Consider the following 13,314-nt stretch of genomic DNA (forward strand, 5'->3'; position numbering starts at 1 on the left):
AAACTATATTAATTGTTAGACAATTCTACATTTGTATATTTATTTAAAATTTATAAAAAATAAAAACTTAGCATTAATTTTTCAATTTAAGCTCAGGATTGTCTAATTAAAATATAGAAAAAAGCCAAGGAAATACAATTGTCTGACAATTTCACCTATAGGTAGCTATTTGATCGGTTAAAGTACAAACACCAACGTAAAGTGTGTCGGAGGTCTCAAAATGGAGATGCCAACATGGTCGTTCTTGGTCATTGCCATAATTTTGGCAGTGGTAGTAGGAAGAGCAGGAACTTTACTCAGGGAATATCTTAACAGAGTTAATATTAACAAAGTTAAGAGACAGAGGATGCAAGGTCGTCGATCAGTCAATTATTAAAATTGGTTAATCGATTAATTTCATCAAGTGTCCAGTTTATAACTGGGTGCGATTGTAGTAAGGAGGTCTCTCATGGAGATTTCAATGTGGATGTTTCTGTTAATTGCAGTCGTTATGGCTGTAGTAGTAGGAAGAGCAGGAACTTTACTTAAGGATTATATAGAACAAAAATAATATAAGCCGTTAAAAGCTTATCCCAGTTAATAAGTAGCATGTGCTGAACCGTCGCAATGCTACTTTTTTTTGCCTAAAATTTCTGTTTCCTTGCAAAACTGTCAATTTTATATGCTGTGAAGTGTGTCAAAGTATAAGCGCTACAATTAGAGTAATTACTCTTTTATTCAAGATATGCATCTGCTAATGTACATCTGAAAAGGAAAAAACAAATTACATAGAGGACAGGAAGATGTCTAAAGTCCAAAAAATAAGCCAAGGTTTGGCGGTGAGTTTTCTTGCAGCTTCAGTTTTATCAGGTTGTTCATACGTCGTGAAAACCGGAGCAAATGTTGCTCTAGGTTTTACGGAAAAGCACGTCGTTCCGCCTATTTTAGCAATGCAAGACGCTGAAATGGTATGTAATACCGGTAGCGCTTTAACACCAGCAATCATGTCTACTAAAGGTATGGGTGCAGATCCAACGCGCGTTGCGGTATTAATGTATGCGGCTTCAGGTGTATGTGCGGAAAACCAAGCATTAGAACAGGAATTGCGTTATTTGCGTGCCTCAAAAGCTGGTCAAGTGACAGAAGCTCAAGATGCTCGTATTGCCCAAAAGCGTTGGGCTGCAATCGCTGCTGAACGTCAATATACAGGCTATAAGTTATTTGCTGATCGTTGGGAATCTAAATATAAATATCACTTAGGTGATTCTTGCCCAACAATGCGTAACGATACTGATCAAACTGTTTATTTACTTGGAATGATCAGTGGTCTTCAAGCTGTGACCAACGATATTAACTCAGGTGGTGCAGTCAACGTCCCTAAAGACATCGCTGCTATTGTAGAGCGTGGCATGGTTTGTTTAGATAATGAAAAATTCTGGGGTGCACCTAATGCAACGCGTGCTGTTATCTGGACCTTATTGCCAGGTGCTGATGAAGGGAAACCTGATCCATACCAGACTCTAAAACAGTCAATTCAGATTGGTGAGAAAAAAGGTGTTCGCCTATCTCATGCTTTATATGCGGTAGCTGCCCAAGCAAGCGGTGATGATGCAAAAATCCGTGATGCGTTAAGATCTTATGCAGCGTCTCAAGCTGATGACAAACCTGTCAATCCCAATTTTAAGTTAATCGATAGCATGGCTGGCCTTATTGTACGTGGTATCTCTGACCGTTATTGGACTGAGCATACTGGTGTACGTACCGGAGATGATGGCATGTCTCATTTCTGGGATGATAAGAATGAAGGTGCCGCAGAGCTAGATGAGTTGTTTGATGGGGGAGCGGCATCTGAAGTTCCTGCTGATTCATCTGCTCCACCCGCAGCGCAGTAAGGAATATTTGAAAGACTAACTTCTTGCGAGTCTATTGTTAAGTTCTACAATAATCGTAAGAAGTTTAATTTCAAGGAGTGTGCCATGAAGGATCATGTACTGAATAGTAAAGTGCTTTTGGTCGCAGTGTGCATTTCCATATCTGCTTGTCTACAGGTGTTTCCTGATACTTTTATTTATTGGCGCGAAAGTTTACTTGGCGAATTCTGGCGTTTATGGACTGCTCATTGGGTACACGTGGGATGGGTTCATTTCCTTTTAAATATGATGGCATTCGCCTGTTTACCCTTTATCTTTCCGCATACAAAAGCATGGCATATTTTAAGCCTGCTTTTGCTGTTGCCACCTTTTATTAGTTTGATGTTCTACTTTTATTTACCTTATATCGAAGCGTATGCAGGGCTATCTGGTGTTTTACATGGGCTATATACAGCGGTTGCTTTAGTTTATCTGCAATATCGTAAAGAACGTAATTTCGCTTTGTTGGTACTAGGTTTAATCGTAGCCAAACTCATATGGGAAAATACATTCGGCCAAACAGGAACTGCCCAGTTAATAGGGAGCCCTGTTTTAACTGAAGCCCATTTATATGGAGCGATAGGTGGAGCAATTTTTGGAGGATGCTATTGGCTTTTCCAGAGATTAAAAAAGAAACATTGACAATACAAACTGTTAAAAAAGAGATTTTAGTCATTCTTTATTAACAAAGTTTGATGCAAATTTGATCGTTGAATAAAGGGATTGGTAGAAGGGGGATGGATTTAACCCCTGACCAAGAAAAATTGCATGACTCAATTCTTTAATTTTTAGGGACTTGAGAGAACAAAATTGGAATATTTATGCAAGAACATCAAGAAAAAAGATCTGGATTAGGTCTACTGGGTTATATCTGGAACGAATGGATCTCAACATTCGTTATCCTTATTCTGCTATTAATGACTCTGATAATTGGTACCGGGGAAATGATCCACGGACAGTTATTACGTATCGGGGAGCGTCTTTATGGTGACCCCGCTACAGGTATGCAATATTCTTTTTTGCGTGCTGAACCTGAAAAGCCGACTTGTGATCGACATCCAAATATCGAGGCTCAAGTAAAAGAACAAATGAAAGCGAATGCGTCTGATGATTTCGCAAGTTTCTTTGGTGCAGCGTCAGAAAGTGATGTCCGTGCATCGCTACTCGCAGCGCAGCAACAATGTGATGAAAAATATCAGGCATATGATAAAACCATTAAATATATCGAAGCTAACCCAGGGGTACGTACTTACCGTGCTATCGAGACAGGTTTCTTTGGTATTTTTAAATTCGGTACAGAAAATCGCGCAATTTTACTCATCTTTATGGTTCTAATTTCTGCGATTACAGCATCGTTGAAATTTCACCATATTGGCTTACGTAATCCAGCTACAAAAATAGATTACAAAGTCTATTCCATCTTTATGGTGATTGGTAATGCTTTACTAAGTACCTCTGTAATTAGCCAGTATCGTTCAGTCATTAATTCTGGGGTAACACCTACCTATGAAACAGTGACTATTTACTGGATCTGGATGATTCTATTTGTTGTCTTGACCTTAATTAGTCTGTATCAATTATTTGTTTCACCTCCACCAAAACGCGAAGGCGGGAATATAGGCTTAGCCTTATTATCAGTGCCTTTATACGCTTACATGGCCCTAATTACGGGCATCGTATTTACGTTCTTTATGGATTATCCAATGGGGCAAGGTATTTACCTTGGTTTATTGGTTGAGTTCTCAGGTATTTTCTTAAATCTGGCCTTATTTATTTGGGCAGGTATGCTTTTGACTCAAACACGCGTTATGGATTTGTTCCTTAATGTACTTCGTCCATGGAACTTGGCGCCAGAAACTTTAACTTGGTTAATCCTAATTGCTGCTGCTGTACCAACAGCCTATACAGGTGCATCAGGTATCTTCGTTATCGCAGCCGGTGCAATTATTTATAAAGAAGTCTGGAATGCGGGTGCTCGCCGTCAATATGCTTTGGCTGTGTCTGCAATGTCAGGTTCTTTAGGGGTAGTTGTACGTCCATGTCTACTGGTCGTTTTAATTGCAATGCTTGATAGCCGTCATGTAACCTCCGATGAGCTGTTTGGTCATGGTATCTATGTATTTTGGTTAACTGCATTTATTTTCTTGGGTGTTTCCTTACTCTTGGCTGAAGAAAAATTCCGTGTGAATTCACCAAAAGTTGCGATTCCGGGCATGATGCGTGCCTTTGTACCCGTGATTCCATACATTTTGATTACTGTTGTTGTTCTTGCGATTTATAAATACGCATTAGACACAGGAATGAACGAATTTACTGCGCCAGTAATTTTGCCATTAGTTCTGATCGCAATGATCCTGTATGACAAATTGGTTTCTACAAAAGAAGCTCCTGCAATCAATATTCATGAGGCGATTGTTCGTGAGCACGAACAGAAATCACCATTCCTACGTGCCCATGATCCGCATAGCTCTCAATTCCGTCTCGGTTTTGGTGGAGCACTTCGTTTTGCGACTTCAGAAACTGTAGGTCATATTGGTGCTCTGATTATCTTGATGGCCCTGTCTGCAAGTGTAGGTGGTTTAATTGAACGTTCCGAAGTGGTTGAATTATTGCCGACTCATTTAGGCAGTATCTATATATCACTGGCATGTATTGCACTATTGCTTGCCATTATTGGTATGTGTACCGATCCATTTGGTGCTGTAATTTTAGTTGCTGCAACCATTGCACCTGTGGCATACGAAAATGGTATTCATCCAATTCACTTCTGGATGATTGTATTAGTTGCATTCGAGTTTGGCTATGTAACACCACCAGTTGCCTTGAACCATCTACTCACGCGGTTGTCCGTCGGAGATGATGAAGTGAATGCTGCTGATGCAGAAGCGAAAGAGAAATATACAAGCTTCTACTTCCGTTATGAGCGCTGGTTGCTACCAATTATTGTCTTGTTCTCATCACTAGTATTGGTTACTTATGTGCCATATGTATTTAAGTTATTCGATTGGTATAAATAACTGAAATCAAAGTATTGGTTATACAAAAAAGCCTTCCTAAATGGAGGGCTTTTTTAATAAGTGGACTGAGTAAATTTAGAAACAGGTAAGTAGTACTATTTTAAAATCCAAATAAAAAAGCTAAAGATAGATGACTTTAGCTTTTTTAAGAGTTCACTCAAAAACTATTGCTGTTTGAGCTGAGCTTCAAGCAATTTAACTTGTTCTTCTTTGAGTTTAGTTAATTGATCAGCATCAGCATGCTGAGCTTTTAAGGCGGCTTCCTGATCTTTTAGCTGGCGATGAATATCTTCAAGTTTAGATACCTCTTCCTTTGCTAAAGACTCTTGGGCTGGTACTGGTTCTTTAAGCATATTTTCACTGACAAGTTGCTGAGAGCTTGCATTTTCAGCTAAGGGGGCAGAACTTGGTGATGGCTCAGTGGGTTTAGCAGGAGCGGGTGTCGAGACAGGTTGTGGATCAACCAGTGGTGCTGACGACTCGGTTTTTTTAAAAAACCATTGCGCTGCAAAAAAAAGCACTACTAGAATGCTTAAGCCCCCAATTAAAATCCATAATAATTTTGAGTTTTGTTTTCTTTGTAGTGGCATGTTTAAGACCTTTAGTCGGGACGACGTGGCTTGAACTGTATTACCCCAATTTCATCAGGTATAGCAGGCGTTTCAGGCTCATCCACATGAGTCGGACGATTTTCGCTATAACCGCATTCGATACATTCAATCCATTCATCTTCTGCGGTGGTTAGCATGACAATTCGATCCATGGCTTCACATTTTGGACATTTTGCCCCAGCAATGAAACGTTTTTTCATCTTTATCACCCTAACCACACGATCAATTTAGGCCCATAGTTTAAGCGGTTTTGTTGTCATTCGTCCAACCTTGATGACGTAACAACGCGTCAATTTTAGGCTCGCGCCCACGGAAATTAACAAATGCCTCAAGCGCAGTGTCTTTTCCACCCACAGCTAAAATTGCCTGACGGAATTCTTTACCCGTTTGAGTGTTAAAAATGCCTTCATTTTCAAAACGATCAAATGCATCACTTGCTAAAACTTCTGCCCATTTGTAAGAGTAATAACCTGCGGCATAACCGCCAGCAAAAATATGACTAAAACTATGTTGGAAACGGTTGTAGTCGACAGTAGGAACGACCGCATATTGCTTACGAATATCGTTTAAGGTTTGCTGAATTTGCTCACTGTTTAGGGCAGGTGTTTTGGTGTGAATGGTCAAGTCAAATAATGCAAATTCAAGCTGACGTAAAGTTTGCATACCAGATTGGAAGAATCGGGCATTTAATAAAGCATCTAGTAATTCTTGTGGCAAAGTCTGTTTACTATCGATGTGTTCACTTAGTACATCTAGGCTTTCTTTATCCCATGACCAGAACTCCATAAACTGGCTTGGTAGTTCTACGGCATCCCAAGCAACACCATGCGTTCCTGCAACCGAGATGTTATCTACTTCGGTCAACATGTGATGTAAACCATGTCCAAACTCGTGGAACAAAGTAATCACTTCGTCATGGGTCAATAAAGCAGGTTGGTCACCTACTGGAGGAGTAAAATTACACACCATATAGCAAATTGGTTTTTGTAAACCATGAAGTGTTTGCATGCGCGAACGGAAACCATTCATCCATGCGCCACCACGTTTACCTGTACGTGCATAGATGTCAAAGAAGAAGCCACCAATTACTTGGCCTTGGTCTTCTAATTCAAAATAGCGTGCATCTGGATGCCAAACAGGTGCTTGTCTTTCAATAATATTAATGCCGTATAGACGCTGCACAATCTGGAATAATCCCTGAATAACTTTAGGTGCTGGGAAATAAGGTTTTAGGGCTTCTTGCGATAAGTTGAATTGTTGTTGTTTAAGCTTCTCAGAATAGTAAGTTGTATCCCAAGGTTTAAGTTCATCAACACCATCTTGTTTAGCAATATCTTGAAGTTCGGCAACTTCTTGAAGCGCAGGAGCACGCGCATGTTCTGCTAGATCAACCAAAAACTCATGTACTGTTTTTACGTCTGGTGCCATTTTGCTTGCCAGAGAATATTCAGCATAGTTATTGAAACCAAGTAGTTTCGCCATTTCCTGACGAAGACTTAAAATTTCTTCCATAATTTTGCTGTTATCAAACTCAGTTTGTTCAGACTGATCAGATGCGCGAGTCACATAAGCTCTATAAAGCTCTTCACGCAATGCACGGTCATCTGCATAAGTCATGATTGCAAAATATGCTGGGAAATCGAGAGTTGCGACAGCTTGGTCAAGTTCACGTTGTTTGCCGTACTGTTTTAATAACTCAATATTACTTTCTGGAAGACCTTTTAGCTGATCTTCGGTAAGTGGCTTAAAGTAAGCTTGTGTTGCATCAAGTACATGATTTGAAAAATCTGATGACAGCTGTGAAAGACGCGCAGAAATCTCTGCATAACGTTTTTTCTCTTCACCCTCTAGGGCTACACCAGAAAGTTTAAAGTCACGTAAAGCTAGGCGAATCGCACTTTGTTGTGCAGGGCTAAGAGACGTATAACCTTGACCATCATGGATGTGTTGATATGTCTGATAAAGAGCCGTGTGTTGACCAAGCTGAGTGTAATATTCACTCAATGCTGGTAATAAAGATTGATAAACTTCTCTCGTTTCTGGATTGCTCATTACCGCATTTAAATGCGATAAAACGCCCCATGATTCACTCAGATTATTTTCAAGCGTATCGACTTGCTCAAGTACGGCAAGTTGCTGAGCTGTATCTGTAGGTGCGGCTGTAAGTGTGTTTAAAAACTCTTGTCCAGCTTGAATTGCTTGCTGAATATCTTGTTTTAAATTTTCTAATTTGATTTGATCAAAATGAGGAGTTGGTAAAGTCGCTTGCTGTAAAGTCATTGCTAATAGCCACATTATTTTTTAAACATAATATTAGATGTAGGTCCTCTCAAGTCGGAAATCAAGCTTAATCTGTAAAATAACCCTTTTAAAAAGAAATAAGCCTCCTATTGGAGACTTATTTCTGAGTTGAACCAATTATTTTTAACTATTCAGCCTTTGTTTTTGCATTCGACTTTTTCTTTTTCGGCTTAGATTTTTTCTTCACCTTCTCTGGTTTAGTCTCAGCTTTTGCTGAGGTTTTTTTACCAGTTTTTTTGGTGTAAGAACTTGGCTTACTTTTTTCTTTCTTTTTGTGAACAGGTCTTTCACCGTCGCTACTGACGGTTGGTTTGCTAAAGACCTCTTCATTAGCCTGAGTAGCTGTTTTAGTCGTGCGCGGTGCACGGCTACGAACTACTCGGCCTGCATGAGTTACTTGCTTAATGAGCTGGAAGTCAATTTTACGTTCTTCCAGGTTGACACCAGCAACCTGAATTTTAACTTCATCGCCCAAACCAAAGACTTGACCACGATTTTGACCTACCAGATTTTGACTCGCTTGGTCATAAATAAAGAAGTCATCGCCGAGTTGGCTAATATGAATCATGCCATCGACATATAGATCTTTCAGCGTCACGAATAAACCAAATTCGGTCACAGCACTCACAATACCAATAAACTCATCTCCTAAATGCTGTTGCATGTAGTGACATTTCAACCAAGTCGTTACGCTACGAGATGCTTCATCAGCACGGCGCTCTGTTTGAGAGAAATGTTCACCTGCATCATCTAGTGCAGCACCAGAGAGTGGGTAAGGCTTTTGCTTGAGATGCGCTTTAATGGCACGGTGTAACAATAAGTCTGGGTAGCGACGAATTGGCGAAGTGAAATGCGTATATGCTTCATAGGCCAAACCATAGTGCCCTGCATTTTTTGCACCGTAGTAAGCTTGCATCATTGAGCGTAATAAAACTGCATGAATGCTTGGTGCATCAATACGGTCTTTAGTTGCTTCAATAACTCTTTGATAGTCTGCTTGAGTTGGCTGGTCAGGGAAGGGTAGACCCAGTAATTTTACAAAGTCTTTTACTTTCTGGATACGAGAGAACTCAGGCGCTTCGTGCACGCGATATAACATTGGAATATCATGTTCTAATGCATATTCAGCCGCAGCAACGTTAGCAAGTAACATACACTCTTCAATGAGCTTATGTGCTTCATTACGTGTACGTGGCAAAATTTCTTTAATCCCGCCTAGCTCATCAAAAGTCATGTAGGTTTCAATGGTTTCAAATTCCATTGCATGACGATCAGCACGTAAATTTTTCAAAATCTGATAAAGCTGGAAAAGCGTATTTAAAGATTTATGAACATCACGATCTTTTGGAATCGCATCTGTTGCGCCGTCAAAATATTGTGCTACCTGTGTATAGGTCAAACGTGCTTTTGAATGCATCACTGATGGATAAAAATCGTAACCAGTCACGCGGCCTGTACGAGAGAGTTTCAAGTCACAGACCATACATAAACGGTCTACATGCGGATTCAGAGAGCACAAGCCATTTGACAAGGCTTCTGGTAGCATCGGTAATACAAAGTGCGGGAAGTATACCGAAGTACCACGTTCCTCAGCTTCTTCATTGAGGGCTGAGTCTAATTTTACATAATGACTAACATCGGCAATTGCGACAACTACACGGTAACCGCCGCCTGGACGTTTTTCTGCATAAACCGCATCATCAAAATCTCGAGCATCTTCACCATCGATCGTAACTAATGCTAAATCTCGTAAATCGATGCGGCCTTCACGATCTTGAGCAGATGGCTCTTTAAAACTTTCAGCTTCTTTTATAACTTCATCTGGAAATTCGTAAGGTAAGCCAAACTCAAGAATGGTCTGCGGAATAATAATTTCTGTATCAGCTTTGTCGGCCATAGATTGAATAATATGCGCCGTCGCAAACTCTTCACGAGTCGGATAACTGTCTATCGCGACACGTAGCATATCGCCAACATTTGCTTCAGCGTGGGTTACCAATTCTTTTTCTAAAGGAATAGGTTGGTGCTGATTTGGATTGTTGGGCTGAATAAAATATTCGCCATCGTGAACTGACAATTTACCAATTAATTGTTTAACACGATGCTGTAAAACTTCTGTGATAAAACCCCAAGGTTTACCTTTACGGTCAACTGATGTCTGGCGCACTCTAACTCGGTCACCATTAAATACTAAACGTAATTCGCGTTCAGGAAGTAAAAGATCAGTTTGACCATCAATATGTGCTGTACCTAAACCTTTACTATTAATATAAACAGTTGCTTCATAGGTTGGTTGATCTGCCACCAACTGAAATTTAAAACCGTCTTTCATGATTTGACCATCACGAACCATGGCACTTAAGCGGTGACTTAGAGCTTCAATACTTTTTTGGTCATGAATATTAAAATGATCGACAAGCTCTGCATGAGATTGCGGTGTCTGCAATTGTTCCAATGTATCTAAAATAAGAGTACGGCTTGGAATAGGATTGTCATAACGTTCAGCTTCAGCTTTCGCTTCAGGGTCAGCCCAGTTTTTTGTCATGTCGTTTTGTTTCACGCTTGGCAGATAAGTTTAGCATAAGCCATGCAGACCCGAACTGCACGTTCAGGTTTGCAATAATGTGTTATGCACTACAGTATTTTGATGAAGAAATAATATCTATCTTAACAAGCGTTTGATCGAAAAAGACGAAAATAATGAGAAAATTGCTTAAAAAATAATTCATTGAACTAAAAAACAAGAAAATTTCACTATGATGACTTGAACAATAGGGTTTTAGTTTGTATTATGGCGGCTCGTTCCGGTGAGGTGGATGAGTGGCTGAAATCACTTCCCTGCTAAGGAAGCATACCTATTACTGGTATCGAGGGTTCGAATCCCTCTCTCACCGCCATTTACTTAATGCGCTCATAGCTCAGCTGGATAGAGCACTTGGCTACGAACTAAGGGGTCGGGAGTTCGAATCTCTCTGAGCGCACCAAGTAAAACAGAACGAATCGCTGAAAGGCACACAAGTTACGCGCTCATAGCTCAGCTGGATAGAGCACTTGGCTACGAACTAAGGGGTCGGGAGTTCGAATCTCTCTGAGCGCACCAACTTGAAGAATTAACCGCTTTTATAGCGGTTTTTTTGTGCCTGCTTTTTAGTCCTTTAAAAAATCTAAATTTATAACTTTTTAATTATATTAGAGATAATCATAAATGAACTTGGCTTTATTTGATTTTGACGGCACGATCACTCACAGTGATACATTCAGTCTATTCCTTAAATTTTCTTTAAACAAAAAAACTCAAATAGTCGGTGGTATTCGACTTGCACCTTATATAGCGGGCTATAAGCTTGGATGGGTAACCGATAGAACCATTCGAACTAAACTCTGCCAAGTAGGGTATGTGGGCTATGATGCAACTTCCCTAAAATATATGGGGGAAGAGTTTGCTAAAAATGTACTTCCTACCTGTGTACGTCAAAATGCTTTGGAACGTATTCTTTGGCATAAAGAGCAAGGTGATCAGATTGTTGTTGTATCTGCGTCATTGGGTGTTTATTTAGAAAGTTGGTGCCAGTCTTTAGGTTTAGATGTTATATGCAATCAGCTTGAAATATGTGATGGTATTTTGACAGGTAATTTTATTGATGGCGATTGTGGTTATTTAGAAAAAGTAAATAGAATAAAAAACAAATATGATTTAAACCAATATTCTACAATTTATGCTTATGGGGATACACCTAATGATTATGCAATGTTAGAGCTGGCGCATAAGAAATATTATAGATGGCAAGAAGTGAATTAATATTTAAAAATATATTAATAAAGAAAGCCACTTGTAATAAGTGGCTTTCTTTTAATGACTGATATTAAACAGTATTGAAAGAGTTTTCTAAGAAGTTATCAGTAAGTAATGATGTAGGTAAGATAGTAGATGTTGTATTGGTTACACTAGATACTGTAGATGTCACGCCACCGAGCAAACTGCCACCAGTTAAACCGCCCAATAAATTAGAAATAACATCTAACCCGCCTTCACCAGCAACACCGCCCGTTAAGCTACCCACGATATCTGTGACGATGCCGATAGGATTGTCTGTACCGCCAGTCACACCACCAGTTAAACCACCAAGAAGATCGGTTACTACACCAAGAGGACTATCACCACCAGTAACTCCACCAATAGAGCCTGTTACACCGCCAAGGATTTCTGTTAATAAACCAGTTGCAGTTGAGCCATTAGTAATAAGTGTACCGATAATACCAGTCGCTGATTCAGTTGCGCCTTGAATATCACCACCGACTAAGTCAGATACAACTTCAAGTGCACCATTTACTGTGTCGCGAGAAGTTTCAAAAGTTAGGGTGCCGAGGTCTGCAATTTCAGAAACAGGATGTTCTGCTTGTGGAAGAATACCGATGATTGTATCTGCAACTGTATCAATACCCGTATTGATGATTTCAGTTTTTAAGCTTTCTACGCCTTGAAGAATATCAATACCACCTTGAACAACATCAATGACTGGAGAGATTGGAGAGGTTCCACCACCGATACCACCAGTTACACCGCCAATGATGTCAGTAATCACTTCAAGAGGATTGCCACCAACGCCACCAGTCACACCGCCAATAATGTCGGTAATTACTTCAAGAGGGTTGCCACTAATACCGCCAGTTACATCACCAACGGCATCTGTAACGCTTCCAACAACACCAGTAACAATACCTGTAGCTGTTGTACCATTGTTGATAAGTGTTTCAACAATACCAGTAGCTGAAGCAGTTGCGCCTTGGATGTCACCACCAACTAAGTCAGAAACAACTTCAAGTGCACCGTTTACTGTATCGCGAGAAGTTTCAAAAGTTAATGTGCCGAGGTCTGCAATTTCAGAAACAGGATGTTCAGTTTGTGGAAGTACTCCAATTACTGTCCCAGCAACAGTTTCAATGCCAGTGTTGATGATTTCAGTTTTTAGGCTTTCTACACCCTGAAGAATATCGATACCGCCTTGAACGACATCAATGACTGGGGAAATTGGAGAAGTTCCACCCGTTACACCACCGATAATACCAGTGACTACTTCAAGAGGGTTGCCACTAGGCACACTGCCCGTTAAACCACCCACAATATTGGTTACTGTTTCTAATGGATTTGTAGAGCCGACAGTGCCTGTTACTGTACCAACGACATCAGACACTAAGCCTGTTGTTGTGTGGGTAACGGTGTTAGTTACTGTTGAAAGTACATTAGAAAGTAAGCCTGATGTTGAAACATTTACATTAGAAATGTTTATATCAGAGACGTTTACATTCACAGCGGAACCTGTGTTTACATTTGTATTTACCGATACAACATTACCCAAGTCTTGAGTAACTTTTGAGATCGAAGATACGAGATTTTTGAGTAAGAACATTGGTCTATTTCCTATATAATTATGTATTTTTAAGTAAGTATTATTTATTGCGCTAGATAATTAATGAGATGTGTATCTCAATAATTGA

At 39.9% G+C, this 13,314-nt stretch carries 9 protein-coding genes and 3 tRNA genes; 7 read left to right on the forward strand and 5 right to left on the reverse strand.

All coding sequences use genetic code 11. The annotated features are described in order from the left end of the window. The first annotated feature begins 782 nt into the window (after positions 1-782). From HUN22_RS11000 to HUN22_RS11010, 3 genes are all read left to right on the forward strand, one after another. Positions 783-1,871, forward strand: coding sequence for a hypothetical protein (locus HUN22_RS11000; protein WP_014207738.1), 1,089 nt, complete (start codon positions 783-785; stop codon positions 1,869-1,871). Positions 1,872-1,955: 84 nt separating this feature from the next. Beyond that, the gene (gene rrtA, locus HUN22_RS11005; protein ID WP_125697948.1) at positions 1,956-2,531 is read left to right on the forward strand and encodes a rhombosortase; all 576 of its coding nucleotides are present in this window, start codon (positions 1,956-1,958) and stop codon (positions 2,529-2,531) included. A 179-nt stretch (positions 2,532-2,710) separates the two neighbouring features. After that, on the forward strand, positions 2,711-4,906 hold the full coding sequence (locus HUN22_RS11010) for a TRAP transporter large permease subunit (RefSeq protein ID WP_174729121.1): 2,196 nt from the start codon (positions 2,711-2,713) through the stop codon (positions 4,904-4,906). A gap of 164 nt (positions 4,907-5,070) precedes the next feature. Here the strand turns inward: HUN22_RS11010 and HUN22_RS11015 are convergent, their stop codons facing one another. The 4 genes from HUN22_RS11015 to rnr all read right to left on the reverse strand — a co-directional run bounded on the left by HUN22_RS11015 (position 5,071) and on the right by rnr (position 10,363). Continuing rightward, positions 5,071-5,496, reverse strand: a complete 426-nt coding sequence (locus HUN22_RS11015) for a hypothetical protein (protein ID WP_174729124.1) — start codon at positions 5,494-5,496, stop codon at positions 5,071-5,073. A gap of 11 nt (positions 5,497-5,507) precedes the next feature. After that, entirely contained in the window at positions 5,508-5,717 is a 210-nt protein-coding gene (locus HUN22_RS11020; protein ID WP_016142985.1) for a YheV family putative zinc ribbon protein, read from the reverse strand. Positions 5,718-5,757: 40 nt separating this feature from the next. Beyond that, a complete protein-coding gene (locus HUN22_RS11025; RefSeq protein WP_174729127.1) occupies positions 5,758-7,812 on the reverse strand; it encodes a M3 family metallopeptidase in 2,055 nt (684 codons plus the stop codon). 133 nt (positions 7,813-7,945) lie between these two features. Further along, positions 7,946-10,363, reverse strand: coding sequence for a ribonuclease R (rnr, locus tag HUN22_RS11030; RefSeq protein ID WP_174729130.1), 2,418 nt, complete (start codon positions 10,361-10,363; stop codon positions 7,946-7,948). A gap of 261 nt (positions 10,364-10,624) precedes the next feature. Between rnr and HUN22_RS11035 the strand changes: the two genes are divergently transcribed. The 4 genes from HUN22_RS11035 (at position 10,625) to HUN22_RS11050 (ending at position 11,617) form a co-directional block, all read left to right on the forward strand. Continuing rightward, positions 10,625-10,715 (forward strand) — tRNA-Ser (locus HUN22_RS11035). A gap of 10 nt (positions 10,716-10,725) precedes the next feature. Continuing rightward, positions 10,726-10,802 (forward strand) — tRNA-Arg (locus HUN22_RS11040). A gap of 39 nt (positions 10,803-10,841) precedes the next feature. Further along, positions 10,842-10,918 (forward strand) — tRNA-Arg (locus tag HUN22_RS11045). 105 nt (positions 10,919-11,023) lie between these two features. Then, the gene (locus tag HUN22_RS11050) at positions 11,024-11,617 is read left to right on the forward strand and encodes an HAD family hydrolase (RefSeq protein WP_174729133.1); all 594 of its coding nucleotides are present in this window, start codon (positions 11,024-11,026) and stop codon (positions 11,615-11,617) included. 64 nt (positions 11,618-11,681) lie between these two features. On the opposite strand, the gene HUN22_RS11055 is transcribed toward HUN22_RS11050, so the two are convergent. Next, on the reverse strand, positions 11,682-13,226 hold the full coding sequence (locus tag HUN22_RS11055) for a hypothetical protein (protein WP_174729136.1): 1,545 nt from the start codon (positions 13,224-13,226) through the stop codon (positions 11,682-11,684). Positions 13,227-13,314 lie beyond the last annotated feature (88 nt).

The sequence above is a fragment of the Acinetobacter lactucae genome (assembly GCF_013344765.1).
GTDB lineage: Bacteria > Pseudomonadota > Gammaproteobacteria > Pseudomonadales > Moraxellaceae > Acinetobacter > Acinetobacter lactucae_A.

What these genes read in the sequence shown, in the direction of transcription:
- HUN22_RS11010 (WP_174729121.1), top strand. Translation starts at nt 2,711, where the DNA reads ATGCAAGAACATCAAGAAAAAAGATCTGGATTAGGTCTACTGGGTTAT.
- HUN22_RS11050 (WP_174729133.1), top strand. Translation starts at nt 11,024, where the DNA reads ATGAACTTGGCTTTATTTGATTTTGACGGCACGATCACTCACAGTGAT.
- rnr (WP_174729130.1), bottom strand. Translation starts at nt 10,363, where the DNA reads ATGACAAAAAACTGGGCTGACCCTGAAGCGAAAGCTGAAGCTGAACGT.
- HUN22_RS11000 (WP_014207738.1), top strand. Translation starts at nt 783, where the DNA reads ATGTCTAAAGTCCAAAAAATAAGCCAAGGTTTGGCGGTGAGTTTTCTT.
- HUN22_RS11025 (WP_174729127.1), bottom strand. Translation starts at nt 7,812, where the DNA reads ATGTGGCTATTAGCAATGACTTTACAGCAAGCGACTTTACCAACTCCT.
- HUN22_RS11020 (WP_016142985.1), bottom strand. Translation starts at nt 5,717, where the DNA reads ATGAAAAAACGTTTCATTGCTGGGGCAAAATGTCCAAAATGTGAAGCC.
- HUN22_RS11055 (WP_174729136.1), bottom strand. Translation starts at nt 13,226, where the DNA reads ATGTTCTTACTCAAAAATCTCGTATCTTCGATCTCAAAAGTTACTCAA.
- rrtA (WP_125697948.1), top strand. Translation starts at nt 1,956, where the DNA reads ATGAAGGATCATGTACTGAATAGTAAAGTGCTTTTGGTCGCAGTGTGC.
- HUN22_RS11015 (WP_174729124.1), bottom strand. Translation starts at nt 5,496, where the DNA reads ATGCCACTACAAAGAAAACAAAACTCAAAATTATTATGGATTTTAATT.